This window comes from Stenotrophomonas sp. YJH_SMC_16 (assembly GCF_059367875.1).
Window position 1 is genome coordinate 1 of sequence record NZ_JCAFRH010000017.1, and the last position, 26,268, is coordinate 26,268.

The 26,268-nt window shown below is 67.4% G+C and carries 24 protein-coding genes and 1 pseudogene; 18 read left to right on the forward strand and 7 right to left on the reverse strand.

Annotation, left to right across the window (positions count from 1 at the left end; genetic code table 11):
* Nucleotides 1–259: 259 nt before the first annotated feature.
* Together AC5P6E_RS21025 and gshB are read right to left on the reverse strand one after the other, a co-directional pair.
* A complete protein-coding gene (locus AC5P6E_RS21025) occupies nucleotides 260–1,144 on the reverse strand; it encodes an energy transducer TonB family protein (RefSeq protein ID WP_010482701.1) in 885 nt (294 codons plus the stop codon).
* A complete protein-coding gene (gshB, locus tag AC5P6E_RS21030; RefSeq protein ID WP_019338700.1) occupies nucleotides 1,144–2,091 on the reverse strand; it encodes a glutathione synthase in 948 nt (315 codons plus the stop codon). The genes AC5P6E_RS21025 and gshB overlap by 1 nt, the downstream gene beginning before the upstream one ends.
* A gap of 240 nt (nucleotides 2,092–2,331) precedes the next feature.
* Between gshB and pilG the strand changes: the two genes are divergently transcribed.
* From pilG to AC5P6E_RS21065, 7 genes are all read left to right on the forward strand, one after another.
* The gene (pilG, locus tag AC5P6E_RS21035) at nucleotides 2,332–2,733 is read left to right on the forward strand and encodes a twitching motility response regulator PilG (RefSeq protein WP_005418455.1); all 402 of its coding nucleotides are present in this window, start codon (nucleotides 2,332–2,334) and stop codon (nucleotides 2,731–2,733) included.
* A gap of 18 nt (nucleotides 2,734–2,751) precedes the next feature.
* Complete coding sequence (locus AC5P6E_RS21040; protein WP_005410717.1) at nucleotides 2,752–3,114, forward strand: response regulator; 363 nt, start codon at nucleotides 2,752–2,754, stop codon at nucleotides 3,112–3,114.
* Nucleotides 3,114–3,644, forward strand: a complete 531-nt coding sequence (locus AC5P6E_RS21045) for a chemotaxis protein CheW (RefSeq protein ID WP_010482705.1) — start codon at nucleotides 3,114–3,116, stop codon at nucleotides 3,642–3,644. Before AC5P6E_RS21040 ends, AC5P6E_RS21045 begins: the two co-directional genes overlap by 1 nt.
* A 41-nt stretch (nucleotides 3,645–3,685) precedes the next feature.
* Nucleotides 3,686–5,722: a methyl-accepting chemotaxis protein gene (locus AC5P6E_RS21050; protein ID WP_010482706.1), complete on the forward strand. Its 2,037-nt coding sequence runs from the start codon at nucleotides 3,686–3,688 to the stop codon at nucleotides 5,720–5,722.
* Between the two features lie 100 nt (nucleotides 5,723–5,822).
* The gene (locus AC5P6E_RS21055; protein ID WP_495231334.1) at nucleotides 5,823–12,515 is read left to right on the forward strand and encodes a hybrid sensor histidine kinase/response regulator; all 6,693 of its coding nucleotides are present in this window, start codon (nucleotides 5,823–5,825) and stop codon (nucleotides 12,513–12,515) included.
* Nucleotides 12,502–13,842, forward strand: a complete 1,341-nt coding sequence (locus tag AC5P6E_RS21060; protein ID WP_019338698.1) for a chemotaxis protein CheB — start codon at nucleotides 12,502–12,504, stop codon at nucleotides 13,840–13,842. The genes AC5P6E_RS21055 and AC5P6E_RS21060 overlap by 14 nt, the downstream gene beginning before the upstream one ends.
* Entirely contained in the window at nucleotides 13,839–14,303 is a 465-nt protein-coding gene (locus tag AC5P6E_RS21065) for a chemotaxis protein CheW (protein ID WP_010482710.1), read from the forward strand. Before AC5P6E_RS21060 ends, AC5P6E_RS21065 begins: the two co-directional genes overlap by 4 nt.
* A gap of 212 nt (nucleotides 14,304–14,515) precedes the next feature.
* On the opposite strand, the gene AC5P6E_RS21070 is transcribed toward AC5P6E_RS21065, so the two are convergent.
* Both AC5P6E_RS21070 and bioA read right to left on the reverse strand, forming a co-directional pair.
* On the reverse strand, nucleotides 14,516–15,253 hold the full coding sequence (locus AC5P6E_RS21070; protein WP_241877647.1) for a 16S rRNA (uracil(1498)-N(3))-methyltransferase: 738 nt from the start codon (nucleotides 15,251–15,253) through the stop codon (nucleotides 14,516–14,518).
* Nucleotides 15,244–16,635, reverse strand: a complete 1,392-nt coding sequence (gene bioA / locus AC5P6E_RS21075; RefSeq protein ID WP_019338696.1) for an adenosylmethionine--8-amino-7-oxononanoate transaminase — start codon at nucleotides 16,633–16,635, stop codon at nucleotides 15,244–15,246. The genes AC5P6E_RS21070 and bioA overlap by 10 nt, the downstream gene beginning before the upstream one ends.
* Nucleotides 16,636–16,712: 77 nt before the next feature.
* On the opposite strand from bioA, the gene nudE reads away from it, so the two are divergent.
* The 9 genes from nudE (at nucleotide 16,713) to gcvH (ending at nucleotide 22,936) form a co-directional block, all read left to right on the forward strand.
* On the forward strand, nucleotides 16,713–17,276 hold the full coding sequence (nudE, locus tag AC5P6E_RS21080) for an ADP compounds hydrolase NudE (RefSeq protein ID WP_010482713.1): 564 nt from the start codon (nucleotides 16,713–16,715) through the stop codon (nucleotides 17,274–17,276).
* Nucleotides 17,273–18,076 (forward strand): 3'(2'),5'-bisphosphate nucleotidase CysQ, encoded by an 804-nt coding sequence (cysQ, locus tag AC5P6E_RS21085; RefSeq protein ID WP_010482714.1) that lies wholly within the window; start codon nucleotides 17,273–17,275, stop codon nucleotides 18,074–18,076. The genes nudE and cysQ overlap by 4 nt, the downstream gene beginning before the upstream one ends.
* Nucleotides 18,077–18,089: 13 nt before the next feature.
* A complete protein-coding gene (gene mazG, locus AC5P6E_RS21090; RefSeq protein WP_019338695.1) occupies nucleotides 18,090–18,929 on the forward strand; it encodes a nucleoside triphosphate pyrophosphohydrolase in 840 nt (279 codons plus the stop codon).
* The gene (locus AC5P6E_RS21095) at nucleotides 18,926–19,255 is read left to right on the forward strand and encodes a YnfA family protein (RefSeq protein WP_010482716.1); all 330 of its coding nucleotides are present in this window, start codon (nucleotides 18,926–18,928) and stop codon (nucleotides 19,253–19,255) included. The genes mazG and AC5P6E_RS21095 overlap by 4 nt, the downstream gene beginning before the upstream one ends.
* 161 nt (nucleotides 19,256–19,416) lie before the next feature.
* Entirely contained in the window at nucleotides 19,417–19,719 is a 303-nt protein-coding gene (locus tag AC5P6E_RS21100) for an Mpo1-like protein (RefSeq protein ID WP_029550878.1), read from the forward strand.
* 66 nt (nucleotides 19,720–19,785) lie between these two features.
* Nucleotides 19,786–20,745 (forward strand): SPFH domain-containing protein, encoded by a 960-nt coding sequence (locus AC5P6E_RS21105; protein WP_005410704.1) that lies wholly within the window; start codon nucleotides 19,786–19,788, stop codon nucleotides 20,743–20,745.
* A gap of 1 nt (nucleotide 20,746) precedes the next feature.
* On the forward strand, nucleotides 20,747–21,190 hold the full coding sequence (locus AC5P6E_RS21110; RefSeq protein WP_010482721.1) for an NfeD family protein: 444 nt from the start codon (nucleotides 20,747–20,749) through the stop codon (nucleotides 21,188–21,190).
* A gap of 144 nt (nucleotides 21,191–21,334) precedes the next feature.
* Nucleotides 21,335–22,447, forward strand: coding sequence for a glycine cleavage system aminomethyltransferase GcvT (gene gcvT / locus AC5P6E_RS21115; protein ID WP_010482722.1), 1,113 nt, complete (start codon nucleotides 21,335–21,337; stop codon nucleotides 22,445–22,447).
* A gap of 93 nt (nucleotides 22,448–22,540) precedes the next feature.
* Nucleotides 22,541–22,936 (forward strand): glycine cleavage system protein GcvH, encoded by a 396-nt coding sequence (gene gcvH / locus AC5P6E_RS21120; RefSeq protein WP_010482723.1) that lies wholly within the window; start codon nucleotides 22,541–22,543, stop codon nucleotides 22,934–22,936.
* A 292-nt stretch (nucleotides 22,937–23,228) separates the two neighbouring features.
* Here the strand turns inward: gcvH and AC5P6E_RS21125 are convergent, their stop codons facing one another.
* On the reverse strand, nucleotides 23,229–23,528 hold the full coding sequence (locus tag AC5P6E_RS21125) for a hypothetical protein (protein WP_125438507.1): 300 nt from the start codon (nucleotides 23,526–23,528) through the stop codon (nucleotides 23,229–23,231).
* Between the two features lie 21 nt (nucleotides 23,529–23,549).
* On the opposite strand from AC5P6E_RS21125, the gene AC5P6E_RS21130 reads away from it, so the two are divergent.
* Complete coding sequence (locus AC5P6E_RS21130; RefSeq protein WP_185954490.1) at nucleotides 23,550–24,230, forward strand: histone; 681 nt, start codon at nucleotides 23,550–23,552, stop codon at nucleotides 24,228–24,230.
* Between the two features lie 120 nt (nucleotides 24,231–24,350).
* Here the strand turns inward: AC5P6E_RS21130 and AC5P6E_RS21135 are convergent, their stop codons facing one another.
* The gene (locus AC5P6E_RS21135; protein ID WP_019338692.1) at nucleotides 24,351–25,244 is read right to left on the reverse strand and encodes a LysR family transcriptional regulator; all 894 of its coding nucleotides are present in this window, start codon (nucleotides 25,242–25,244) and stop codon (nucleotides 24,351–24,353) included.
* Between the two features lie 114 nt (nucleotides 25,245–25,358).
* Here AC5P6E_RS21135 and AC5P6E_RS21140 point away from each other — a divergent pair, with 114 nt between their 5' ends.
* Nucleotides 25,359–26,117: an SDR family NAD(P)-dependent oxidoreductase gene (locus AC5P6E_RS21140; RefSeq protein WP_019338691.1), complete on the forward strand. Its 759-nt coding sequence runs from the start codon at nucleotides 25,359–25,361 to the stop codon at nucleotides 26,115–26,117.
* 38 nt (nucleotides 26,118–26,155) lie between these two features.
* On the opposite strand, the pseudogene AC5P6E_RS21145 reads toward AC5P6E_RS21140, so the two are convergent.
* Nucleotides 26,156–26,268, reverse strand: a pseudogene (locus AC5P6E_RS21145) (IS110 family transposase); the annotation flags it as partial.

Here is a 26,268-nt window from a genome sequence, read left to right on the forward strand (position 1 = left end):
GAGCAATTCGTGGACTGGTACAACCACCGTCGGCCGCACAGTGCCAACGGCCTTGTGCCACCTGCGCTTTGTGAAGAGCAGGTGGCCTGAACTCCCTTTGGGAGTGTCCAAAAATACTTGACCACCACAGGTTTACGGCGTGTCCTGCAAGCCCACACCGCCCCGCCAGGTCCAGCATCCCCGCCGCCGCTTCTGCCGTTGCTTCGGCTGTGGCCGTTGCCTCTGCGGGTCCCGGGCCGCAGGCCCGGGCAGCAAACCCCTACCGGTCGTCGTGCAGGGTGCCGCCCGGCAGGAACACCCACGTGCGGGTGACCTGCAGGATGTCGATCTCGTCTTCGGTCTTCGGCAACGGCGGGAACGGCTGGGCCAGTTTCACCACCCGCAGTGCCGCCTCATCCAGCAACGGCGTCCCGCTCGAACGCAGGATCCGGCTGCTCTCCACGCTGCCATCGCGGCGCACCCCCACGCTGATCACCACTTGGCCACCGAGGCGGCGCTGCCGGGCCTCGTCCGGGTAATTCAGATTGCCTACGCGCTCGGCGCGGTCGACCCAGGCACGCAGGTAATTGGCATAGGCATATTCGCGCGTGCTGGCCGACACGAACTTGCGGTTCGGGCGCTTGGCGTACTGCGCCGAGCGCAGATGCACTTCGGCAGCCAACCGCGCCATCTCCACATCGCGCTGCTCGCGCGCGCTCAGCGGTGCGTCCGGTTCGGGCTGATCCGGCGTGGGGCGGGACTGTGCCTGCGCCACCACCTCTTCGCCATTGCGGCTGCTGACCACCCGTGCCTGCGGCGGCGGAACCGGCGCGGCCGATTGCTGCTGCTGCGGCACCGGGCTCAGCCCGGACTGGGCCTGTGGGACGATGCCGGCCTGGTTGTCGCGTGGACGCTGTGCGCGGTCGTGTTCGCCACCGCCTTCCTGGTTGGCCGCGGCCAGGAAATCAGCCTGCTTCGGCGTCAGCGCGGTACGGGTCTGGCTGAAGATCACTTCCAGCGTCGGCACCAGCGGTGCATCGCCCTTCACGGCAAAGCCCACGCCCAGGATCAGCAGGGCGTGGACCAGCACAGACAGCGCGATGGTCGCCCCCAGCCGTTGCGCTTCGCGCGGCGGCGGGGGCAGGACGGCAGGTGCGGACGGCATCAGCGCAGGCCGGCCTCGAGTGCGTCGAACAGGGTGCCGGCAATGTTCAGGCCGTACTGCGCGTCCAGTTCGCGCACGCAGGTCGGGCTGGTCACGTTGACCTCGGTGAGGTAATCACCGATCACGTCCAGGCCGACGAAGCGCATGCCGCGACGCTTCATCTCCGGGCCCACCTGGGCGGCGATCCAGCGGTCGCGCTCGCTCAGCGGGCGGCCTTCACCGCGGCCGCCGGCGGCGAGGTTGCCGCGGAATTCGTCGCCCTGCGGGATGCGCGCCAGGCAGTAGTCGACCGGTTCGCCATCGACCAGCAGGATGCGCTTGTCGCCGGCGGTGATGTCGGGAATGAACTTCTGCGCCAGCGCCATCCTGTGGCCGCCGTCGGTCAGCGTTTCCAGAATCACGTTCAGGTTCGGATCGCCCTGGCCGCTGCGGAAGATCGAGCGGCCGCCCATGCCGTCCAGCGGCTTCAGCACGGCCTGGCCATGCTCCAGCGCGAAGGCCTTCAACGCCTTGGCGTCGCGGCTGACCAGGGTCGGCGGGCAGCACTGCGGGAACAGCAGCGCGGCCAGCTTCTCGTTGTAGTCGCGCAGGCCCTGCGGGTTGTTGACCACGCAGGCGCCGGCCGCTGCGGCCACGTCCAGCACCTGGGTGTCGTAGATGTATTCGGCGTCGACCGGCGGATCCTTGCGCATCAGCACGATCTGGCCGGGGCCGAATGCGGTGCGGCTGAATGCGCCCAGCTCATACCAGCCGGCCGGGTCGTCGCGCACCTGCAATGGTGCGGTCTGGGCCACCGCTACGCCACCCTCCAGGGCCAGGCCGCCCGGGCGCACATAGTGCAGGGCATGGCCGCGGCGCTGGGCTTCCAGCAGCATGGCGAAGGTGGTGTCCTTGGCGATCTTGATGTGGGCGATGGGATCCATCACCACGATGACGTTCAACGGCATGGGCGCACCTGTCAGGCAAGGCGTTGATGGTAGCGGCAACGCCGCCCGCGCGCCTCCCCGCCGTACTGCAACGCAGCGTCCGCCCGGCGCTCGCGCACGCATTGCGAAACCCGTCACGTTCAGGAGGGTGCCATGCCCCGCGCCATGGGGCGGCCTTGAAGCGGGCGCGGAAAGTGCGATATAGATACGCTTTCGTAGCGGCCCCCGCCAGAGATCGGGCCGTGCGCTTGGGGATAGGCAATGACTGAAAACACGACTGCGGGCGGGGAACTCGCAGGACTCCGGGTGATGGTCATCGATGATTCGAAGACCATCCGCAGGACTGCGGAAACGCTGCTCAAGCGCGAAGGCTGCGAGGTGGTCACCGCCACCGACGGCTTCGAAGCGCTTGCCAAGATCGCAGACCAGCAACCGCAGATCATCTTCGTCGACATCATGATGCCGCGCCTGGACGGGTACCAGACCTGTGCGCTGATCAAGGGCAACCAGCTGTTCAAGGCGACCCCGGTCATCATGCTCTCGTCCAAGGATGGCCTGTTCGACAAGGCGCGGGGACGCATCGTCGGCTCGGAGCAATACCTGACGAAGCCTTTCACGCGTGAAGAACTGCTGGGTGCCATCCGCACATACGTCAACGCCTGACCAGGGGGGAAAGGCACAATGGCTCGTATCGTTCTGATCGAGGATTCACCGACCGACCGCGCGGTGTTCACCCAGTGGCTGCGCCGTGCCGGCCATGAGGTGCTGGAAGCGGACAACGCCGAGGATGGACTGCAGCTGGTCCGCGACCAGGTGCCGCAGCTGGTGCTGATGGACGTGGTCCTGCCCGGCATGAGCGGCTTCCAGGCCACCCGTGCGATGGCCCGTGATGCGGCGATCAAGCACATCCCGGTGATCATCGTCAGCACCAAGGCGATGGAAACCGACAAGGCATGGGGCCTGCGCCAGGGCGCGGCCGATTACATCGTCAAGCCGCCGCGCGAGGATGAACTGATCGCGCGGATCAACGAGCTGGTGGCCTGATGCGCTCGCCCTTCGACATCCTCGAAGCCTACGAACGGCGAAGCCTGGCCCACGCGGTGCAGCTGCCCGAGCGGCAGTTCGCGCAGGACCTCTGGCGTGGCGTGGGTTACCGCGTCGGCCAGCGTCGGCTGGTGTCCGATTTCCGCGAAGTGGTGGAAATCGTGCCGATGCCGCCGGTCACCCCGGTGCCGTGCGCACAGCCGTGGCTGCTGGGCGTGGGCAACCTGCGCGGCAACCTGTTCCCGGTGGTCGACCTGAAGTACTTCCTGGAAGGCACGCGTACCGTGCAGCAGGAAGGCCAGCGCGTGCTGATCATGCGCCAGGCCGGCGGCGACGTCGCGCTGACCATCGATGAGCTGTTCGGCCAGCGCAGTTTCGAACTGGACCAGCAGATCGAAGCCGGCACGCTGGCCGAAGGGCGTTACGGCCACTTCGTCGATCGCGCCTTCCACGCCGACGGCCACGACTGGGGCGTGTTCTCGCTGTCGCTGCTGTCGCGTACCCCTGAATTCCGGCAAGCCGCGGCCTGAGGCCGGGCAACGCCCCCTGCATTGAAGATCGAGGTTGAACGATGAGTACTGCTTCGGACGCCACCAAGACCGGCAAGCTGCGGCTGGGCGGCAGCAACCTCTGGCTGTTCCTGCTGCTGGCATCGATGATCCTGTTCGGCGTCAACACCGGCGTCGCCACCTGGCAGGGCAGTCGCCTGGCCGATGCCGGTTCCAAGGCGGCCGACCTGCAGGTGCTGTCACAGCAGCTGGCCAACCAGGGCCGTGACGCGGTGGGCGGCAACGCGCAGGCGTTCACCGCCTTCAAGGCCACCCGCAACGCGATCGAACAGAACGTGTCGACCCTGCAGGGGCGCTACGGCAAGGAACCGGGCGTGTCCGGTGCGATCGCCACCCTGGGCGAAACCTGGGCGCCGCTGGGCAAGCAGGCCGGGCAGCTGGTCGCCAGTGAACCGGCGGTGCTGGCCCTGGCCGGCAACGCCAACAACTTCACCGGCGCCGTGCCGGGGCTACAGGCCCAGCTGAACGAGCTGGTGCGTGCGATGTCCGCTTCCGGCGCCCCGTCGTCGCAGGTGTACAGCGCCCTGCAGCAGGTGGTGGTGGCCGGCTCCATGGCCCGCCGCGTGACGGAAATGCGTGCCGGTGGCAGCGCCGCTGCCACCTCGGGCGATGCACTGGCCCGCGACATCACCGTGTTCTCGCAGGTGCTCGACGGCCTGCGCAACGGCAACGAGGAACTGGGCATCACCGCCGTGCGCGGTGCTGCCGCCGTGGCCGCGCTGGAGCAGTCGCAGCAGAAGTGGGAAGCGATGAAGCAGGACGCCGACGCGATCCTGGCCAGCTCGCGCCAGCTGTTCGCCGCGCAGTCGGCGGCCACCGCACTGGGCCAGGGTTCTGCGCACATGCTGGACGACAGCCGCAAGCTGTTCGAGGCGTTCTCCTCGTTCGGTTCGGTGTCCGATACCCGCCTGTTCCCGAATTTCTGGATTGGCGTGGTGTCCGGCGCGCTGTCGCTGATCGCGATCATCGGTTTCGTCTCCACCAACGTGCGCAGCCGCTCGCGCGAGCAGGAACTGCGCTACCAGACCCAGGTGGAGTTCAACAGCCGCAACCAGCAGGCGATCATGCGGCTGCTGGACGAAATTTCCTCGCTGGGTGAGGGCGACCTGACAGTGAAGGCCTCGGTGACCGAGGACATGACCGGCGCCATCGCCGACGCGATCAACTACGCCGTCGACGAGCTGCGCCACCTGGTGACCACCATCAACGACACCTCGGCCAAGGTCGCGCTGTCCACCCAGGAAACCCAGGCCACCGCCATGCAGCTGGCAGAGGCGGCGGGCCACCAGGCCAACCAGATCACTTCGGCGTCGGACCGCATCGGCGAAATCGCGGCGAGCATCGAACAGGTGTCGCGCAACTCGGCTGAGTCGGCCGACGTGGCACAGCGCTCGGTGGTGATCGCCGCCGAGGGTGCCGGCGTGGTGCGCGAGACCATCCAGGGCATGGACCAGATCCGCGACCAGATCCAGGAAACCTCCAAGCGTATCAAGCGCCTGGGCGAGTCGTCGCAGGAAATCGGCTCGATCGTGGAACTGATCAACGACATTTCCGAGCAGACCAACATCCTGGCGTTGAACGCGGCGGTGCAGGCGGCCTCGGCCGGTGAAGCCGGCCGTGGTTTCGCGGTCGTGGCGGACGAAGTGCAGCGCCTGGCAGAACGTACCTCCGGCGCGACCCGACGCATCGAGAACCTGGTGCAGGCCATCCAGGCCGACACCAATGAAGCGGTCACGTCGATGGAACAGACCACCGCCGAGGTGGTGTCCGGTGCACGCCTGGCCGAGGACGCCGGCACCGCGCTGACCGAAATCGAGCGCGTGTCCAATGCACTGAACACCCTCATCAAGAACATCTCCATCGCCGCCCAGCAGCAGTCGGCCGCGGCCTCGGACATCACCCGCACCATGGGCGTGATCCGGCAGATCACCGGCCAGACCTCGCAGGGTGCCGGGCAGACCGCCGAATCGATCGGCCACCTCGCGCAGCTGGCGGCCGACCTGCGTCGTTCGGTCGCCGACTTCAAGCTGCCGGCGTGACGCGGGCAGGGCGGCGAGCAAGGAACCAGTCGATGAAGCATTTCCATTCCCCACGCCAGAACTCGCGCGGCTTCCGCGCGGCGGCGAACGGAGCGCGTCCATGAGCAGTCTGCGCGATGCGATGAGCCACGCAGCGCTGGGTTGGGTCAAGCCTGAGCTGGACGAGACCCTGCGCCAGGTGCGCAACGAGGTCGAGTACTACGCAGAAGACCCGGCCGATGCCAGCCGCATGCGCATCTGCGCCGGCTACCTGCACCAGGTGCAGGGCACCCTGCGCATGGTCGAACTGTATGCCCCGGCGATGGTGGCCGAGGAGCTTGAACAGCTGGCCAATGCCATCGGCGCCGGTGGTGTGGCAGATCGGGATGAAGCCTGCGCGACCCTGATGCGTGGCAGCGTGCTGCTGCCCGACTACTTGGAGCGCCTGCAGAACGGGCATCGCGACATCCCGATCGTGCTGATGCCACTGCTCAACGAAATCCGTGCCGCGCGTGGCGAAGAAGGGGTGCATGACAGCGTGCTGTTGGCATTCGCACCGGACAGCGTCACCGCCACCGAGGCCGAACTGGACCATGCCCGTGGCAGCCTGAGTGGACGCAATCGCGAACTGCTCGACACCGTCGGCAGTGCGGTGAAGGAAGAACTGCTGCGCATCAAGGATGCGCTGGACCTGCACCTGCGTACCGGCGGCGCGCCCGAACAGCTGCAGACCCAGGCCAACGAGCTCGGTGCGGTGGCCGATACGCTGGGCATGATGGGCCTGGGCGTTGCCCGCGGCGTGGTCGTGCAGCAGCGTGATGCACTGCGTGGCGTGGTCGAAGGGCGCCAGCAGATCGACGAGAACCTGTTGCTGGATATCGCCGGGGCACTGCTGTACGTGGATGCCTCGCTGGATGACCAGGTTGCTCATCTGGGCGCCGGCGGCAGTGGCGAGGACGATCCGAGTGCGGTGGAGAACCGGCGCACGGTAGAAGTGCTGGCGCATGAGGCCATCGCCAACTTCGCCGCCGCGCGCGAGCACTTCGTCGCGTTCATTGAAACCAGCTGGAACCATGCCGAGCTGCAGGACGTGCCGCGCCTGCTGGGGGATGTCTCCGGCGCGCTGCGCATGCTGGATCTGGGCACGGCTGCCGATTACCTGCGCGGTGTGCAGCAGTACATCGAAGCGGAGCTGATCGGTCGCCAGCGCGTGCCCAGTGGCCGTCAGCTGGACACCCTGGCCGATGCCATGGCCAGCCTGGAGTACTACCTCGAAGCACTGCGCGACCGCCGCCCGGGCCGCGAGGACATTCTCGACATCACCCGCAGCAGCCTTGAAGCGCTGCGCTACTGGCCGTTGCCGGATCGCAACACGGTGGAACCTGTTGCCGCCGCGCCGATTCCGTTCGCATCGCTGCTGATCGAACGCGAGCCGGTCGCGCTGCAGGCCGAGCCGTTGCAGCCGGAGCGCATCGAGATTCCGGTGCAGCCGGCCGCGCCCGCCGCCGGCACTGTGCCGGTGCCGCTGCCGGACTTTACCTTTGATCCGCCACCGGCCACGCCTGCACCGGAGGTGGTGGACAACAGCCTGATGTTCGGTGCGCTGGGGACCGTTGCATCCGCACCGCTGTCGCTGCAGGACGACGCAGATGCGCCCTTGGTCTTCGCCGCCTCCAGCGCGCCTGCACCCGACGTGCCGCAATGGGATCTCGCACCGTTCCATTCCGACTCCGATCCGGCCGCGAGTGCCGAAGATGAGCGCAGTCCGACCTTCGCCAGCTTCGAGCCGGTCAGTTTCGAACGGGTCGAAACCGGAGTGGGATCGGCGCCGCAGTGGACACTGTCGGAGGCAACGCCGCCGGCAGTGGCCGATGCGGCCGTGATGGCCGTCGAGGGCGACGTCGACGCGTCGGTGCCCTTCGACACCGCTGACTTTGCCGCGCCGGTGTTCGACCCGGTCGCTGCAGAGCACGATGCGGTTGCCGCCGGCGAGGACGTGGTATTCCGCTTCGACGCCGATGCGCTGGACAATGCCGACGACGTGCTGTCGCTGCACGCGATGGAGACGCTGTCGCTGGACGACGACGCCGGATTGCATCCGTCGCTGGAGATCGTCGATGCCGCCACGCCCCTGCGGGTAGACGAAAGCCCTGTGGTTGCCGGAGTGGACGCCGTTCCGGCGGGTGTGTCGGAGGACGTGCCCGCGCCGATGGCCGAGATGCTGGCGCCGGCCTCCGATGCACCGGCACCGGCGGTTTCGGTGATTGATATCGACACCATCGCACCCATCGATTTCAGCGAAGCCGACGCGCAGTTCTTTGCCGAGCTGAGCGCCGCGGCGGCCGACTTCAATCCGCAGGCCATGGCGGCTCCGCCCGCTGCGGACATCCCGGTCGTGGCTGGGACCGAGGCCGGCTTCGAGGCCGGCTTCGACGACGATGCCGAGAACATCGACGAGGACATCCGCGAGGTGTTCCTGGAAGAGTTCGACGACGAGCTGACCAACCTTGGCACGCTGCTGCCGGCATGGCGTGTGCAGCTGGACAACATGGACCGGCTGCGGCCGATCCGGCGCATCTTCCACACCCTCAAGGGCAGTGGCCGACTGGTCGGTGCACGCACCCTGGGTGAGTTCGCCTGGAAGATCGAAGGCATGCTCAACCGCGTGCTTGATGGCAGCCGCCCGGCCACTCCGGCCGTGCTGGCGATGGTCGATAACGCACATGCCGCGCTGCCGCAGCTGAACGCCGCGCTGCGCCATGGCCAGCGCATCAGCGTGGACCTGCAGGCGATGCAGGCCATCGCCGATCGTGTCGGCGCCGGTGAGGAAACCTATTACGTGCCGCTGCCGGTAGCGGCCGCACCGGTGGCCGAGGCCGAAGGCGAGGACGAGATCAGCCGCATCCTGGCGGCCGAAGCCATCGCGTCGGTGCAGGACGAAGCCGAGCCGGTGCCCGAGGCCGTGGGCACGCCAGCCAACATCGACAGCGTGCTGCGCGAGATCCTCGAAGCCGAAGTGGAAGTCCACCAGGCCACCCTGCAGGATTGGCTGCGCTCGGCGCAGCAGGCACCGCAGCCGGTCAGCGACGCGCTGCTGCGCGCAGTGCACACCATGAACGGCGCCTTCGCGATGACCGAAGTGCCGGAAATCACGGCGGTTACCGGCGGTGCCGAGTCCTACATCAAGCGCGCGCTGGCCGCCGACGTGGTGCCTGGCGACGAAGGCGTTGCCGCACTGGATGCGACTGCGCAGGCGATCACCGCGACCATGGAGGCGCTGCAGGCCGAACAGCCGCGCATTGTTCCGCAGGGCGCGTTGGTGCAGCGGCTGCAGGCGTTGGCCGGCGAGCTGCCGGAAGCACGCTGGCCGCTGTTCGCGCTGGAAGACGAGGATGAGGAGGGCGTCGAGCTGGCGGCTGATGTCGAGCCGGCATCCGAAGCCGAAGCGCCGCTGGCTGGGCTGGACGCGCTGGACGAAACCAGCATGCCGTCCGCTTTCGATGCGGAGCCCGATCTCATTGCCGAGCCGCAACTGCTTGCCGAAGATGCGCTGGAACCGGTTCCAGCTGCAGCCGAGCCGCAGCCGCTGGATGTCGCGGCCGACAGCGGCCTGGACGTGGGCGAGCTGACCGCCAGCGACGATCTTTCGCGTTACTTCGACGCCGGCTGGGCGTCGGCGCCAGGCGAAGATGAACCTGCCGTGGCGGACATCGGCACGATTGAATCGATCCAGCCGGTCGAGAGTGCGCCTGTTGTCGAAGTGGCCGACGTAGATGCCGTGCCCACGATCGCGACGGTCGAAGACGCTGATCTGACCATGGCCGACGATCTGTCGCCGTACCTCGACGCCAGTGCGCTGCCGGTGGATGACCGTGACGCGGAAGAGCTGCCGGTGTCTGCGGATGTTGACGCGATCGACCTGAATACGTCGCTGTCATTTGATTCGGGCCGTGGCGATGACCGCGTCATTGACGACGCTGCTGCACTGCCACTCGACAGCGAGCTGTCGAGCCTGCAGGATGAAATGGCTGTGCCGGGTTTTGCAGAACCGGTCACACTGGCAGCCGCGCTCGAGGCCGGCCTGCACGTGATCGAGGAAGAGCAGACCCTGGACGACGACGGGCAATGGCCCGTGATCGGCCTCCAGGCCAGCGAACTCGCGCCGGGCGAGGCAGATGCCTTTGCCGAGGATGCGGACGTCGGCGGGGAGGCGGCGGTCGGTGAAGGAGAGAGCGCCGATCAGCCGTCCCCGGCGACGGTGATTGAGGAGATCACCGCGGAGTCCCCGCAGGGCAGCGCTGCTGCGGTGCGCTTCTTCGAGATGGAAGAGGCGCCGGGCCAGGGCATGGTCGAAGCCGATGCCGACGCCGATGCCGAGATTGCAGAGGCCGACGTCACGCCCCGTGCGCCGCACCTCGAGCAGGCGCCTGATGCGGCCGATGCCGAAGACGGCGCCGACGCACTTGACTTCAGCGTGTACGACCGCGAGCTGGTCGATATCTTTGTCGATGAAGGCAAGGACCTGCTCGACCACTGTGATGGCCTGATCAGCGAACTGCGCGATGCACCGCAGGATCGCGAGGTGCTGGCCGGCCTGCAGCGTGATCTGCACACCCTCAAGGGGGGCGCGCGCATGGCCGGCATCAACGCCATCGGCGATCTCGGCCACAGCATCGAATCGCTGCTGGAAGCCGTCGCCGCCGGTCGCACCGAGATCGAGCGCCGTGATGTGCAGCTGCTGGAGCGTGGCTTCGATCGCCTGCACCAGCTGCTTACCCGCACCGGTGATCATCGCGTGGTGGAACCGGCGCGGGACCTGGTCGACGCGTTCGAAGTGCGTACCACCACCGATATCGCGGCGGCAGCGGCGGCCAACGTGGCGAGCGTCGCAGAAACCGCCTCGGCAGCGGTCGCCAGCCCGGCTCCGGCACTGCTCGATGCGCCGTTGTCGGCACCGCTGCCGGCAGAAGGCGTGGTCGATGAAGATCCGCTGGCGCGTCCGCAGCAGGAGCAGGTGCGCGTGCGCGCCGACCTGCTCGACCGCTTGGTCAACCATGCCGGTGAAGTGGCGATCTACCGCTCGCGGCTTGAACAGCAGCTCGGTGCCTTCCGTGGTGCCATGGGCGAACTGGAGCGCACCAATGCGCGACTGCGCGACCAGCTGCGCCGACTCGACCTGGAAACCGAGGCGCAGATCGTCGCCCGCTACCAGCGCGAACAGGACCAGGCCGACCAGAAATTCGATCCGCTGGAACTGGACCGCTTCTCCACCCTGCAGCAGCTCAGCCGTGCGCTGAACGAGTCGGCGGCCGACCTGGGGGGCCTGCAGGGCGTGCTTGACGATCTGTCGCGCCAGTACGATTCGCTGCTGCAGCAGCAATCGCGCGTCAGCTCCGAGCTGCAGGATGGCCTGATGCGCGCGCGCATGGTGCCGTTCGACGGCCTGGTGCCGCGCCTGCGCCGCGTGGTCCGCCAGTCCGGCATGGATACCGGCAAGCAGGTCCACCTGACCCTGGAAGGTACCCACGGCGAACTGGACCGCAACGTCCTCGACCGCATGGTCGCGCCGCTGGAACACATGCTGCGCAACTCCGTGGCCCATGGCCTGGAGGCGCCGGAGCAGCGCCGCGCCGCCGGCAAGCCGGAGGAGGGCGAGATCGCCATCCGCCTGCACCGCGAAGGTTCGGAAATCGTGCTGGAAGTGGCCGACGACGGCGCTGGCCTGGACCGCGAAGCGATCCGCCGTCGCGCCATCGACCGCGGCCTGCTGGCCGCCGATGCGCAGCCGAACGAGCAGGAGCTGGACAACCTGATCTTCGCGTCCGGCTTCACCACCGCCGATCAGGTCAGCCAGCTGGCCGGCCGCGGCGTGGGCATGGACGTGGTGCGCAACGAAGTGCGCCAGCTCGGCGGTTCGGTCGACATCCAGTCGGTGCGGGGCCAGGGCGTGCGCTTCACCCTGCGCCTGCCGCAGACGCTGGCCGTCACCCAGGCGGTGTTCGTGCAGATCGGCGAAACCACCTTTGCGGTGCCGGTCGCCTCGGTCAGTGGCATCGGCCGCCTGTCGCGTGAGCGTTTCGAAGCGGCCGACAGCAGCTATCGCTACAGCGGCGAGGACTATCCGCTGTACGACCTCGGCAGCCTGGTCGGGCAGGCTCCGGCGCGTGCCGACGGCCAGGACCAGGTGCCGCTGCTGCTGGTCCGCGCCGGCGACCTGCGTGCCGCCGTGGCAATCGACCAGGTGCTGGGCAACCGCGAAATCGTGGTCAAGCCGGTCGGCCTGCAGATCGCATCGGTGCCGGGCATCTACGGCGCGACCATCACCGGCGATGGCCGTGTGGTGGTGATCCTGGACGTGGCGCCGCTGGTGCGCCGCTTCCTCGCCAATCCGACACTGCCGGTACTGGCCAATGCGCCGCGCCAGGAGCGCCAGGTGCCGCTGGTGATGGTGGTGGACGACTCCCTGACCATGCGCAAGGTCACCGGCCGCATCCTCGAACGCCACAATTTCGAGGTCAGCGTTGCCCGCGACGGCGTGGAGGCGCTGGAACGCCTGGAAGAGCGCGTGCCGGACCTGATGCTGCTGGATATCGAGATGCCGCGCATGGATGGCTACGAGCTGGCCACCGCGATGCGCGCCGACCCGCGCTACAAGGATGTGCCGATCGTGATGATCACCTCGCGCAGCGGCGACAAGCACCGCCAGCGCGCCTTCGAGATTGGTGTCCAGCGCTATCTGGGCAAGCCGTACCAGGAACTGGACCTGATGCGTAACGTGTACGACCTGCTGGGGATCGCCCGTGCCCGTGAGTGAAACCCAAACGGCTCCGGCCGTTGCCCTGCTGGCCCGCCCCGGCGCGGCGCGTGAGCGCCTGCGCGAGGCGTTGTCGCACGCCGATGTACAGCTGGTGCTGGAAGATGATCCCAATACGCTGGAGGTGCGGGTCCTGCAGGAGGCGCGCCCGCAGTTCGTGGTGATCGCGCTGGAGGCCGCCATTGAGGATGCATTGGAGCGCCTGGAAGCGGTGCTGTCCGCACCGGGCCTGACCCTGGTCTTCGACGAGGCCGAGCTGGCCGCACGTCGTGATGGCTGGGAGGCTCAGCGCTGGGGCCGTCATCTGGCCGCCAAGCTGCATGGCCACCAGCACGTGTTGCCGCCGGGGGCCGAAGAAGAACCCGGCCTGCAGCTGGAGCCGGGCCACCCGGCACCACCGCCGGCGCCGCAGGAAGAAGCGTTGCAGCCGCACCTGGACCAGGCATTGAGCTGGGCCGACGAGGTCCCTGCTGACAGCCTGTACTCGCCGCCCGCGCAGCTGCACGAACCGATCGCGCTGGAACAGGCGCTGGCGGCGTTGCAGCCGGTCGTGCCCGAGCCGCTGGAGCCGCCCGTACTGCCGTCGCTGGCAGATACCGCGCCCGCAGCAGCGCCCCTGCCGCCGGTCTCCTTCGACCACACCGCCTGGTCCCTGGTCGAAGACGGGGCCGATGCCCCGGCCGCCGCTCCGCACCACGCTGCAGTGGAGGCATCGCTGCCTTCCTTCGATACCGGTCATCTGAGCCTGGTCGACCTGGATGCCGCAGCGCCCGTGGGCGCACGCGCCGGATCGCTGCTGGTGCTGGCCGGCATCGGTGGCCCGGACGCGTTGCGTCGCCTGCTCGGCGCGCTGCCGTCTTCGCTGAGCGTGCCGGTCCTGGTGCACATGCGCCTGGATGGCGGACGCTACGGCAACCTGGTCAAGCAGATGGCACGCGTGTCGCCGTTGCCGGTGCAGCTGGCCGAAGCTGGCCAGCGTGCAACACCCGGTGAAGTGCACGTGCTGGCCGATGACATTGGCGTGCAGGCAGCCAGTGACGGCCTGCATTTCGTCAGCGACGCGCAGGGCATTTCGATTGCCGCGCTGCCGGCTGACCACACTGCGCTGGTCCTGCTCAGCGGCGCCGATCTTGCACATGTTGGTCCGGCGCTGGATCTGGCCGCCGCCGGCGCCTGGGTGGCCGGGCAGGTCGGCGAGGGCTGCTATGACCCTGCCGCAGCCACGGCGGTGGTCGCCGCTGGCATGGTGGCGGGTGAGCCACAGGAACTGGCGCAGGCCATCGCCTCGCGCTGGGGCTCGGAAGACGATAACGGAGAGGCACCATGAGCTACGCCAGCAATGACGAAATCCGCGGCGTCCTGATCCAGGCCGGCAACGAGCGCGTACTGCTGCCCAATGCCACCGTGGCCGAAATGATGTCGCGCGTGCCGGTGCAGCCGGTCTCCGATGCGCCGCGCTGGCTGGTTGGCGAAATCGGCTGGCACGGCTGGCAGGTGCCGCTGGTGTCGTTCGCACGCCTTTCGGGGCTGGGCGAAGAGGCGGTGGCCGGCCACAACAAAGTGGTGGTGCTGAAGGCCCTGAGCGGCAACGCGCAGCGCCCCTACTATGCGCTGCTGACGCAGAATTTCCCGCAGCTGATCTCGGTGCCGCGCGACGGCCTGCTGGCCGACGCCTCCGAAGAAACCCTGCCGCAGATCGTGCACATGCGCGTGCTGCTGGGTGAGCAGAGCGCGCTGTTGCCGAACCTGGACGCACTGGAAGCCGCCCTGGATTCACTGGCGGCCTGATCTACCAAACGGTAGTGCCGGCTGCCGACCGGCACCGAGCCGAGCATGGCTCGGCTCTACAAGGAAACTGCAATCTGGCGCGGGCCCTGTAGAGCCGAGCCTACGCTCGGCTGCTGCCCTGGACGCGCTCGTCGCGGTAGTGCCGGCCGCTGGCCGGCAACCTCATGATCCCGTGGATGCCGGCCAGCGGCCGGCACTACAACGAATCAGCCTTATCCCAGATCGCCCAACCGCGCCTGCAGTACCGCGATCGCGGCCAGCCCCGCGGTTTCCGTGCGCAGGATGCGCGGGCCCAGCTGCAGCCCCTGGAAGCCTGCCGCCGCCAGTTGATCGCGGTCGCGCGGCGACCAGCCGCCTTCCGGGCCGATCGCGATCACGATGCCGCCTGCCGGAGCGGCCGCCAGCGTCGACAGGCGATGTGCGCCCTGCGGGTCCAGCGTCAACCGCAGCGTATCCACTGGTAGTGCCGCCGCGGCCTGCGCCAGCGACAGTGGCGAGCCCACCTGCGGAATGCGCGCGCGCCCGGACTGGCCGCAGGCCGAGGTCACCACGTTGTTCCAGTGCGCCACGCGCTTCTCCGCCCGAGCTGCATCAAGCTTCACCTCAGTGCGCTCGGCGTTGACCGGAATGATCGCCGCCACGCCCAGTTCGGTGGCCTTCTGCAGGATCAGGTCCATCTTCTCGCCGCGCGCGATGCCCTGCAGCAGGGTGATCGCCAGTGGCGATTCATTCTTGATGGCCTGCACGGCGTCGATGCGTACCTGCACCTCGCGTTTGCCGGCCACCGTCAGCGTCGCGCTGTAGTCGTGGCCATCGCCGTTGAACAGGACGCAGGTATCGCCTTCGCGCAGGCGCATCACCCGCACCAGGTGGTTGGCCGTCTCTTCCGGCAGGGTCACGGTCTGGCCGCTGTGCAGCGCCAGGTCGATGGGGCAGCGGGTCACGCGCATGCAATCGCCTCGTCAATCGCTGCCAGTGTGGTATGTGCCAGCAGCTCCAGTTGTTCGTCGTCCACGCAGTAGGGTGGCATCCAGTACAGCACGTCGCCCAGCGGGCGCAGCACCACGCCGCGCTTCAAGGCGGCCTTGTAGGCGTGCAGGCCCAGCCGCATGGCCGGGTCGAACGGCGTGCGCTTGTTACCGTCGCGCGACAGCTCGAAGGCCACCACCATGCCGGCCTGGCGCACGTCGGCCACGTGCGGATGGTCGTTGAACGGTGCCGCCAGCGTACCCATCACGGAAGCGATGCTGCGGTTGCGGGCGATCACATCGTCGTCGCGGAAGATGTCCAGCGTCGCCAGCGCGGCCGCGCAGGCCAGCGGGTTGCCGGTGTAGCTGTGCGAGTGCAGGAACGCGCGCTCGCGCGAGTCGTCAAGGAAGGCGTCGTACAGCGCCTGCGTGGCCAGCACCGCGGCCAGCGGCAGGAAGCCGCCGGTCAGGCCCTTGGACAGGCACATCAGGTCCGGCATCACCCCTGCCTGCTCGCAGGCGAACAGGGTGCCGGTGCGGCCGAAGCCGGTGGCGATCTCGTCGGCGATCATGAACGCGCCATGGGCATCGCACAGTTCGCGCACGCGCTGAAGATAGACCGGGTCATGCATGCGCATGCCGCCGGCACACTGCAGGCGCGGTTCCAGGATCACCGCGCAGATCTCGCCCGGATGCTGGTCGAACAGGGTGGCCAGGCCGTCGGCAGCCTGCCGCGCGCGGTCGGCCGCGCTCTGGCCGGGCTCGGCCAGGTAGGCATCGGGCGAGGGTGCGAACAGGCCCTCGGCCAGCAGCGGTGCGTAGACGCGGCGGTACAACGGGATGTCCGCCATCGCCAGCGCACCCAGGGTCTCGCCGTGGTAGCCGTTCTCCAGCGCGACGAAGCGGGTGCGCCGGGGTTCGCCACGGTTCTGGAAATACTGGAAGGCCATCTTCAGCGCGACTTCCACGCCGGCCGAGCCGTTGTCGGCGTAGAACACCTTGGCCAACGGCGCGCGGCCGGGCTGGCGTGGCGCCAGCGCCAGCAGGCGCTCGGCCAGGGTAATGGCCGGCTCATGGCCGAAGCCGGCCAGCATCACCTGTTCCAGCTGCGTCGCCTGGGCGGCGATGGCGCCACCGATGCGCGGTTCGGCATGGCCGAACAGGTTGGTCCACCAGCTGCTGACCGCATCCAGATAGCGGTTGCCATCGTGGTCGATCAGCCAGGCACCTTCGCCACGGGCGATCGGCACCAGCGGCAGGGTGTCCGGATGCTCGCGCATCTGCGTGCAGGGATGCCACAGCACCTGCAGGTCGCGCTGCCGCCAATGGTGGGCCAGCGGGGAGGGGGTTGGGTCTGCTAGCATTTCGGGCTCATGAACATGTTGCTGCCTGCACATTCTATCGGCCCCGGCGCAGGCGCCGGCCGCCGCGGAGATTCCGCATGAACGATGACCGTGCCGGCCGTCGCTTGCCGATCATCCATCGGATCACCGATGAGGAGAACGGTCCCTTCCAGCGCCAGCACCTGGACCTGGAGTTCTCCAACGGCGAACGCCGCCGCTTCGAGCGCCTGGTCAGCCGTGGCCATGGTGCGGTGGTGGTGGTGCCGATGCTCGACGACGAGACCGTGCTGCTGGTACGTGAATACGCCGCAGGCATGCACCGCTACGAACTGGGCCTGGTCAAGGGCCGGATCGATGCCGGCGAGACTCCCGAGCAGGCTGCGGACCGCGAACTGAAGGAAGAGGCCGGTTACGGTGCGCGCCGGGTCGACGTGCTGCGCGCAATGACCCTTGCCCCGACCTATATGAGCCACCAGTCGTGGCTGGTGGTGGCGCGCGACCTGTACCCGGAAAAGCTGGCCGGCGACGAGCCGGAAGAACTGGAAGTTGTCCCGTGGAAGCTGGCCGAGCTGGACCAGCTGATGCTGCGTGAGGACTTCTCCGAGGGACGCTCGCTGGCGGCGCTGTTCATCGCCCGCCAGTGGCTGCAGGGATTGCGATGATCAAACTGACCACGGACCTGCGCGAGACCGCCATCGCCATCGCCCAGGAAGCCGGACAGGCCATCATGCAGGTCTATGCCGATGGCTTCGAGGTGCAGATCAAGGACGACAACAGCCCGGTCACCAGTGCCGACCTGGCGGCCAACCAGGTCATTGAACAGGGCCTGCAGCAGCTGACCCCGGACCTGCCGATCCTGTCCGAGGAATCGGCGCAGGTGGGCTGGGAGCAGCGCCGCCACTGGGGGGCCTACTGGCTGGTCGACCCGCTCGACGGCACCCGCGAGTTCGTCAAGCGCAACGGCGAGTTCAGCGTCAACATCGCGTTGATCTACCAGGGCGCACCGGCTTTCGGCGTGGTGCTGGCCCCGGTCACCGGCATCGTCTGGCATGCCATGCGCGGCGAGTTGGCCTATCGCCGGCAGGGCCTGCACGACACCGTGCTGCGCACCCGTACACCGGCCACCGCACCGTTGCGGGTCGCCGCCAGCCGTTCGCACCGCTCACCGGAGACCGAGGCGCTGCTGGCGAGGATGGGCCGCATCGAGACCATCGCGCAGGGCTCGTCGCTGAAATTCTGCCGGATCGCCGAAGGTGGCCTGGATGTCTATCCGCGGCTGGGTCCGACCTCCGAATGGGATACCGCTGCCGGCCAGTGCGTGCTGCACGCCGCCGGTGGTGCGGTACTGTCGGCCGCGACCGGCAAGCCGTTCCGCTACAACCGCCGCGAGACCCTGTTGAACGGCGATTTCATTGCCCTTGGTGATACCAGCCTGCCGTGGCGTGACTGGTTGTCCGATTGACCCTGGAGGCCGCATGAGCGCGCACGACACCCCCACCACCGGCAGCGCCGCAAGCAACGAACTGGAGCGCCTGCTGGCGATCATGGCGCGCCTGCGCGATCCGCAGGGCGGCTGCCCGTGGGACCTGGAGCAGAACTTCGCGACCATCGCGCCGTACACCATCGAGGAAGCCTACGAGGTGGCCGATGCGATCGACCGCGGCGACCTCGACGACCTGTGCGACGAGCTGGGCGACCTGTTGTTGCAGGTGGTGTTCCATGCGCGCATGGCCGAAGAGCAGGGCAGCTTCGCCTTCGCAGACGTGGCCCGCGCGATCAGCGACAAGATGCAGCGCCGCCACCCGCACGTGTTCGCCGAGGTCAGTGTCGATGATGCCGACGGGGTAATGCGTAACTGGGAGGCGATCAAACGGGCCGAGCGCGCCGCCAAGGGCGAGCAGGACACCTCCGCGCTGGCTGGCATCTCGCGCGGCCTGCCGGAATGGCAGCGGGCAGTGAAGCTGCAGTCGCGCGCGGCCAAGGTCGGCTTCGACTGGCCGGGCCCGTTGCCGGTGCTGGACAAGGCGGCCGAGGAACTGCAGGAGCTGCGCGAGGAGTTCGAGCGCGGCGATATCGCCGGCAACAAGGCGCGCCTGCAGGAAGAACTGGGCGACCTGCTGTTCGTCTGCGCCAACCTGGCGCGCCACGCCGATATCGATCTGGGTGCGGCGCTGCGCGGGGCCAACCACAAGTTCGAACGCCGCTTCCGTGCGATGGAAGCGCAGGCCGATGCGCAGGGTGGGGCGCTGGCTGCGATGGACCTGGAGGCGCAGGAAGCGCTCTGGCAGCACGCCAAGGCGGCGGAGAAGGCGTGAAGACACTCGGCCTGTTCCTGCTGACGGCGCTTGCCGAGATCGTCGGCTGCTACCTGCCGTGGTTGTGGCTGCGCAAGGGCGGCAGCATCTGGCTGCTGCTGCCGGCGGCCGCCAGCCTGGCCCTGTTCGCCTGGCTGTTGACCCTGCATCCGACCGCCAGTGGTCGGGTCTATGCCGCCTACGGTGGCGTCTACATCGGCACCGCGCTGTTCTGGCTGTGGCTGGTCGATGGTATCCGTCCCAGCCGCTGGGACCTGTTCGGCGCCGCGCTGTGCCTGGCCGGCATGGCGGTGATCATGTTCGGGCCGCGCACCTCATCGGTGTAGGTCCGGGCAAGGCGGTTCTGTAGAGCCGAGCCCACGCTCGGCTGCTCTTCTTTCCGACCGCGCTGGCACGCGCAAGCCGAGCATGGTTCGGTGCTGCAAGGCAGCGCAGCGCCCCCCGAAAGGCGCATGATGGGCCTGACCACGGCCCCCGGAGCATGCGCATGTCCCGCTTCGCCAGCTTCCGCGAGTTCTATCCGTTCTATCTCAGCGAGCACCGCCACCCGGTATCGCGCCGGCTGCACTTCATCGGCAGCTGCGGCGTACTGCTGCTGGTCGCGGCAGCGATCCTGCGTGGGCAACCGATGCTGCTGCTGGCCGCCCTGTTCTGCGGTTACAGCTGCGCCTGGGTCGGCCATTTCTTTTTCGAGAAGAACCGCCCGGCCACCTTCCAGCACCCGCTGTACTCGTTCATGGGCGACTGGGTGATGTTCGCCGACATCCTGCGCGGGCGCGTGCCCTGGTAGCGCCGCTGTGAATGCGGCCTTCACGCGCTATGCTGGGGCCTGGACGTCATCGATAAGGAAAGCAAGATGTTCCCGACCATGTTCTTTACCGTGGTACTGGCCTTCGTGGCCGTGGTGATCCTGTTCAAGGCCGTACGGATGGTGCCCCAGGGCTACGAGTGGACCGTCGAGCGCTTCGGGCGCTACACGCACACCATGACCCCCGGCCTGCATTTCCTGATCCCGATCGTGTACGGGGTGGGGCGCAAGGTGAACATGATGGAGCAGGTGCTGGATGTGCCCAGCCAGGAAGTGATCACCAAGGACAACGCCGCCGTGCGCGTGGACGGCGTGGTGTTCTTCCAGGTACTGGATGCTGCCAAGGCCGCCTATGAGGTGGCCAACCTGGAAGTGGCGATGATCGCCCTGGTGCAGACCAACATCCGTACCGTGATCGGTTCGATGGACCTGGACGAATCGCTCAGCCAGCGCGAGGTGATCAATGCCCAGCTGCTGAGCGTGGTCGACCATGCCACCAATCCCTGGGGCGTGAAGGTCAACCGCATCGAGATCCGCGACATCCAGCCGCCGCGCGATCTGCTGGACGCGATGGCGCGGCAGATGAAGGCCGAGCGCGAAAAGCGCGCGCAGATCCTCGAGGCAGAGGGTTCACGCCAGTCGGAGATCCTGCGCGCCGATGGCGAAAAGCAGGCGACCGTGCTGGAGGCCGAAGGCCGTCGCGAAGCTGCATTCCGCGATGCCGAGGCGCGCGAGCGCCTGGCCGAGGCCGAAGCGATGGCGACCAAGGTGGTGTCGGCGGCGATTGCCGAGGGTGACGTGCAGGCGATCAACTACTTTGTTGCGCAGAAGTACGTGGAAGCGTTCAAGGAACTGGCCAGTTCGCCGAACCAGAAGCTGGTGCTGATGCCGATGGAGGCCAGTGGCGTGATCGGTTCGATCGCGGGCGTGGCCGAACTGGCGAAGCAGGCGCTGGCCAGCCAGGACAACAAGGCCGCCGGCAAGCGGCCGCCGCCGCTTGGAGGCTGACATGCGTTGGGAAGTCGTCGGTTGGGGCGCGTTGGCGCTGCTGCTGTTCGCGGCCGAAGCGCTGGCGCCGGGTGCGTTCATGCTGTGGATCGGCATTGGCGCGGCGGCGGTGTTCGTACTGGTCGCGGTGTTCAGCGACATTCCGCTGCTGTGGCAGGTGATCGCTTTCGTCCTGCTGAGTGTGGTCTCGATCCAGTGCTACCGGCGCTGGGGGCGGCCGCGGGCACGGCCCAGCGATGCGCCGTTGCTCAACCGCCGCGCCGAGCAGCTGGTCGGCCGGGAGGTGGTACTGCAGCAGGGCATCGTCGGTGGCCAGGGACGGGTCAGCATTGACGATGCGTCCTGGCAGGTGAGCGGTCCGGAGCTGCCTGCGGGTACGTGGGTGCGGGTGCGCAGCGTGCAGGGCACGGTGCTGGTGGTCGAGGACGCAGGCCGCCCCCTGTAGAGCCGAGCCCACGCTCGGCTCCCACACGAAGAGCAGCCGGGCATGGGCTCGGCTCTACAGCGCCGGCGCTGCGCTGCGGCACGCCTGCGGGCGACCGATCTGGGATAATGGGGATTCTTGTTTCCTCTGCTGCCGGACCCGGTCATGACCCAGAAGACGCTGCTCAACGATACCCACCGCGCCCTTGGGGCCAAGATGGTCGATTTCGGGGGTTGGGACATGCCCATCCACTACGGCTCGCAGCTGGACGAGCACCACCAGGTGCGTCGCGAGTCCGGTGTGTTCGACGTCAGCCACATGACGGTGGTCGACCTGCGCGGTGAGCAGGTCAAGCCGTTCCTGCGCCGCCTGCTGGCCAACTCGGTCGACAAGCTGAAGGTGACCGGCAAGGCGCTGTACTCGTGCATGCTGAACCCGCGCGGCGGCGTCATCGACGACCTGATCGTCTACTACCTGGGCGACGATTTCTTCCGCATGGTGGTCAATGCCTCCACCCGCGAGAAGGACCTGGCCTGGCTGCGCGAGCAGGCTGCGCCGTTCGGCGTCACCGTCGAGCAGCGCCCGGACCTGGCCATCCTGGCCGTGCAGGGACCGCAGGCGCGCGACATCGTGATCGGCCTGGCGCGTGATGCGGACCGTCAGGCGCTGACCAAGCTGGGCCGTTTCGCCGCCCTGCAGGTGCAGTCCGATGACGGCGTCGAACTGTTCGTCGCCCGTACCGGTTACACCGGCGAAGACGGTTTCGAGATCCTGCTGCCGCAGGACGCCGTGGTCGCGTTCTGGAACCGCCTGCTGGCGGCGGGCGTGAAGCCGGCCGGCCTCGGCGCACGCGACACGCTGCGCCTGGAAGCCGGCATGAACCTGTACGGCCAGGACATGGACGAAGAGATCAGCCCGTACGAAGCGGCGCTGGCCTGGACCGTGTCGCTGGACGAAGGCCGCGACTTCATCGGCCGCGACGTGCTGGAAGCGCAGAAGGCCGCCGGCACCGCACGCCAGATGATCGGCCTGGTGATGGACGAGAAGGGCGTGCTGCGCCACGGCCAGGCGGTGACCACCGCGGGCGGCCAGGGCGAGATCCTGTCCGGCACCTTCTCGCCGACCCTGGCCAAGGGCATCGCCTTCGCCCGCGTACCGGCCGGTGAACTCGGCGAGGTCACCGTCGACATCCGCGGCCGGCAGGTACCGGTACGCGTGGTCAAGTTCCCGTTCGTGCGCGAAGGCCAGGCCCAGCCCGGCGTGCTCGCCGACGCCTGATCCGAAACTGCCGATCGTCACTGACAGCAGTGGCGGCCGGTTGGTTACACTAGCCCCGTTTTTTCCACCCCTGCATATCTCTGGAGCAGTCCCATGAGCGAGATCCCCGGCGACCTCAAGTTCCTCAAGTCCCATGAGTGGGCCCGTGTCGAAGGCAATGGCCGTGTCACCGTCGGTATTTCCGACCACGCCCAGGGCCTGCTGGGTGACCTGGTCTACGTCGAACTGCCGGAAGTCGGTGCCGACGCAAAGGCTGGCGAGCAGATCGCCGTTGTCGAGTCGGTGAAGGCCGCCTCGGACGTCTACAGCCCGATCAGCGGCAAGGTCGTCGAGGTCAACTCGGCGCTGTCCGACAAGCCGGAAACCATCAATGAAGATGCCTACGGCGAAGGCTGGATGTTCGTGGTCGAACTGACCAACGCCGAAGAGCTCAACGAACTGCTGGATCCGGACGCGTATGCCGAAGCCCTGGAAAACGACGACCACTGAGTCGTCACTTCCGGGTTCTGGAACGGCCACCTTCGGGTGGCCGTTTTTGTTTTGGCGAGTGCGTCGGACTCATGACGGCGGGTTCGCTCTGCACCCTCGGCGTGGCATCAGCCGACAGACGAACGGTGCCGATCGGCGTGCGCAGTTTTGCGCAAATCCGCGTTTCCGCCCTGCGCCGAAGCGATCAGATGTGAAAACTTTTCGCCCCCCGTTGCGGCCCCGTTGTGCTGGCGTTGGCGACGGTGCCGGTGACCATCGGCGATGCACGTGCGCTGTTGTCCAGAACATGTGCCTATCTGCGCAGAGTGCTTATTTCAAGTGTTTTTTGTTCAGAGAGCGCATCGACGTCGTCGCATGCGACGCGCGTGCGCGCCGCTTCAATGGTCGTTGCAGGGCGCGCACGGCGGTGGCGCGGGCGGCGTCCGGGCTGGCGCGGATGTGAAAATTTTTCGCGGGGGTTGTTGACAGTAAAAAAAACCGTGATTAGGTTTCGCCTCAGCAGACCTTGCCTGCCCAACCGAGTGCGCAGAATCAATCGTCCGATGCGAAGCAGCCCCTTCAAGACCACCGCGACCCTGATGACGGTGGACATGGCCCCGCTTCCCCCGGAGAAATGCAAGGCAACTCCCGTTCCGATGTCCGCTCCGCCGATCGAGGCGGGCATTGCCGCATCCGTAACGGCGCGCCTGACGCGCCGGCGGTCCCCGCACGCAGCATCCGCGGGTTTGATCCAACTGGGCGTTTCAACTCCCTATCACTGACGAGGAGCCATCCCATGGCAACCAAGAAAGCTGCGAAGAAGAAGCCCGCCGCCAAGAAAGCGGTGAAGAAGGTCGCGAAGAAGGCTGCTGCCAAGAAGGCAGTGAAGAAGGTCGCGAAGAAGGCGACCGCCAAGAAGGCAGTGAAGAAGGCTGCGAAGAAGGTCGCCAAGAAGGCCACTGCGAAGAAGGCAGTGAAGAAGGCGGCGAAGAAGGTAGCCAAGAAGTCCACTGCCAAGAAGGCCGTCAAGAAGACCGCCAAGAAGGCCGTCAAGAAGGTAGCCAAGAAGGCCACCAAGAAGACTGCCAAGAAGGCAACGGCCCGCAAGCCGGCCAAGAAGGTCGCGAAGAAGGCGACTGCCAAGAAGGCCGTCAAGAAGACCGCCAAGAAGGCAGTAAAGAAGACCGCGAAGAAGGCCACCAAGAAGGCTGCCCCGAAGAAGGCAGCGAAGAAGGTTGCCAAGCGCAAGCCGGCCGCCCGCAAGAAGAAGGCCGCTCCGGTCGCTCTGCCGGCAACCCCGGCGCCGCTGATCTAAGTACTTCCCGATAGCCGCATCCTGAAACCCCCTTCCCTGGCTGCCCAGCGGGGAGGGGGTTTTTTTATGGAGCGGTTTGTAGCGTCGGGCCATGCCCGACGGCTTTTCTGACGGTCGACGCTAGCGGTGCGGCGCCGGTGGAAAGCGCTCCACCAGGAAGTCCAGGAAGCTGCGCAGGCGGGTCGAGTGGTAGCGATCGTGGGCGTAGACCACGTGCATCGGCCGACCGGTCTGGCCATGCTCCGGGAACAGCTGCACCAGGCGTCCGGCGTCGACGTCGGCAGCCAGCAGCAGTGCCGACTGCAGCACGATGCCCAGCCCATGCAGCGCCGCCGTGCGCAGTGCTTCGCCGTTGTTGATCTGCAGCCGGCCGTCGGGCACACGCTCAAGCCCGCCAGCATCGACCTGCAGCCACTGCGCCAGTGCGCTGGGTTCGAAGGACAGGCATTGGTGCCGGGCAAGCGCCTGCAGGTCGGAGGGCGTACCGTGCCGGGCGAGGTATCCGGGCGATGCGCACATCATCAAGCGATACGGTGCCAGCGCACGCGCCACCAGCATGCTGCTGTCGGCCAGCGTGCCGATGCGCAGCGCCGCTTCGAAACCCTCCTCGGCGAGGTCGACCACGCGGTCGGTCAGCGTGGCTTCGACCCGGACCTCCGGATGGCGCGCCATGTACTCGGCCAGTGCCGGTACCAGCGCATGCGTGCCGAAGATCACCGGCGCACTGATGCGCAGCGTACCCGCCGGTGCCAGCTGCTGGTGCTGCGCCTGCGCATCGGTTTCTTCCACCAGGCGCAGGATCTCCCGGCAGCGGGTGTAGTAGTCCTCGCCGAAGGGCGTCATATGCTGGCGCCGGGTGGTACGGCTCAACAACTGCATGCCCAACCGTGCCTCCAATGCGCGCAGATGCTTGCCGACCATCGTCGCGGAGATATCCATCGCCGCCGCCGCTGCACTGAGGCTGCCCTTGTCCACGATCAGCACGTAGACCTGCATGCTTTCCAGCAGGTTCATCTGACACTCCGGGTGTTGAATGCTGAAACCTGCGCGGAGTTTATCAATCAGGGGTGATCAAACAGCATGTCGTGCAAGGGCTGGATTGGCCGGCCACGTGGACAGGAGAACACCATGGACTTGAATCTTGCAGGCCGTACCGCATTGGTCACGGGGGCGGGCAGTGGCATCGGTGCCGCCGTCGCCAGGCATCTGGCGGCCCAGGGCGTGCGCGTCGCCATCACGTCGCGGCAGCGCGCGCCCCTGCAGGCGCTGGCGGCGCGGATCGAAGCCGAAGGCGGCGCGGCACCGGTCATCGTGGTCGGCGATGTCACCGTCGCCGACGACGTCCGGTCCATCGCGGAGGCATCCCGGGAGGCATTGCAGCGCGTGGACATCCTGGTCAATGCCGCAGGGGGCTCCCGGCCGACCACGGCGGATGCCGATGACAAGGTCTGGGAGGAAGCGATCGCCCTGAACTTCTCCGCCGCACGACGGCTGACCCAGGCGCTGTTGCCCGGCATGCAGGCGCAGGCATGGGGGCGGGTGATCAATTTCAGCGGTTCGATGGAGCCACGTTCGGTGAATGCCGCCACCGCGGCGAAGGCGGCGCTGCATCTGTGGAGCAAGGGGTTGTCGTCGGAGGTGGCCGGGCAGGGGATTACGGTGAATGCGATTGCACCGGGGCGCATCAACAGCCCGCAGATTCTTGATCGCCTGCATCCCACCGAGGAAAGCCGGCGCGAGTTCATTGCACGCAACATTCCGATCGGGCGCTTCGGCGAGCCGGACGAAGTGGCGCCGCTGGTGGCCTTCCTGGCTTCGCCGCTGGCCGGCTACATCACCGGTGCGGTGATTCCGGTGGATGGCGGCATGCACTACTTCGCGCATTAGCGCTGCGGAGCTGTAGAGCCGAGATCCTATGTTCGCGGTCAAGCCTGCTGGAAGCAGGCTTGACCCACTTTCAGCATGGCGGGGTCAAAGTCCCGCCCGCTTTTGAAGACCCCCCAGGCGATCCTGGCCAGCTTTCTGGCCAGGATGTTAA

What these genes read in the sequence shown, in the direction of transcription:
- AC5P6E_RS21025 (WP_010482701.1), bottom strand. Translation starts at nt 1,144, where the DNA reads ATGCCGTCCGCACCTGCCGTCCTGCCCCCGCCGCCGCGCGAAGCGCAA.
- gshB (WP_019338700.1), bottom strand. Translation starts at nt 2,091, where the DNA reads ATGCCGTTGAACGTCATCGTGGTGATGGATCCCATCGCCCACATCAAG.
- pilG (WP_005418455.1), top strand. Translation starts at nt 2,332, where the DNA reads ATGACTGAAAACACGACTGCGGGCGGGGAACTCGCAGGACTCCGGGTG.
- AC5P6E_RS21040 (WP_005410717.1), top strand. Translation starts at nt 2,752, where the DNA reads ATGGCTCGTATCGTTCTGATCGAGGATTCACCGACCGACCGCGCGGTG.
- AC5P6E_RS21045 (WP_010482705.1), top strand. Translation starts at nt 3,114, where the DNA reads ATGCGCTCGCCCTTCGACATCCTCGAAGCCTACGAACGGCGAAGCCTG.
- AC5P6E_RS21050 (WP_010482706.1), top strand. Translation starts at nt 3,686, where the DNA reads ATGAGTACTGCTTCGGACGCCACCAAGACCGGCAAGCTGCGGCTGGGC.
- AC5P6E_RS21055 (WP_495231334.1), top strand. Translation starts at nt 5,823, where the DNA reads ATGAGCAGTCTGCGCGATGCGATGAGCCACGCAGCGCTGGGTTGGGTC.
- AC5P6E_RS21065 (WP_010482710.1), top strand. Translation starts at nt 13,839, where the DNA reads ATGAGCTACGCCAGCAATGACGAAATCCGCGGCGTCCTGATCCAGGCC.
- AC5P6E_RS21070 (WP_241877647.1), bottom strand. Translation starts at nt 15,253, where the DNA reads ATGCGCGTGACCCGCTGCCCCATCGACCTGGCGCTGCACAGCGGCCAG.
- bioA (WP_019338696.1), bottom strand. Translation starts at nt 16,635, where the DNA reads ATGCTAGCAGACCCAACCCCCTCCCCGCTGGCCCACCATTGGCGGCAG.
- nudE (WP_010482713.1), top strand. Translation starts at nt 16,713, where the DNA reads ATGAACGATGACCGTGCCGGCCGTCGCTTGCCGATCATCCATCGGATC.
- cysQ (WP_010482714.1), top strand. Translation starts at nt 17,273, where the DNA reads ATGATCAAACTGACCACGGACCTGCGCGAGACCGCCATCGCCATCGCC.
- mazG (WP_019338695.1), top strand. Translation starts at nt 18,090, where the DNA reads ATGAGCGCGCACGACACCCCCACCACCGGCAGCGCCGCAAGCAACGAA.
- AC5P6E_RS21100 (WP_029550878.1), top strand. Translation starts at nt 19,417, where the DNA reads ATGTCCCGCTTCGCCAGCTTCCGCGAGTTCTATCCGTTCTATCTCAGC.
- AC5P6E_RS21105 (WP_005410704.1), top strand. Translation starts at nt 19,786, where the DNA reads ATGTTCCCGACCATGTTCTTTACCGTGGTACTGGCCTTCGTGGCCGTG.
- AC5P6E_RS21110 (WP_010482721.1), top strand. Translation starts at nt 20,747, where the DNA reads ATGCGTTGGGAAGTCGTCGGTTGGGGCGCGTTGGCGCTGCTGCTGTTC.
- gcvT (WP_010482722.1), top strand. Translation starts at nt 21,335, where the DNA reads ATGACCCAGAAGACGCTGCTCAACGATACCCACCGCGCCCTTGGGGCC.
- gcvH (WP_010482723.1), top strand. Translation starts at nt 22,541, where the DNA reads ATGAGCGAGATCCCCGGCGACCTCAAGTTCCTCAAGTCCCATGAGTGG.
- AC5P6E_RS21125 (WP_125438507.1), bottom strand. Translation starts at nt 23,528, where the DNA reads ATGTCCACCGTCATCAGGGTCGCGGTGGTCTTGAAGGGGCTGCTTCGC.
- AC5P6E_RS21130 (WP_185954490.1), top strand. Translation starts at nt 23,550, where the DNA reads ATGCAAGGCAACTCCCGTTCCGATGTCCGCTCCGCCGATCGAGGCGGG.
- AC5P6E_RS21135 (WP_019338692.1), bottom strand. Translation starts at nt 25,244, where the DNA reads ATGAACCTGCTGGAAAGCATGCAGGTCTACGTGCTGATCGTGGACAAG.
- AC5P6E_RS21140 (WP_019338691.1), top strand. Translation starts at nt 25,359, where the DNA reads ATGGACTTGAATCTTGCAGGCCGTACCGCATTGGTCACGGGGGCGGGC.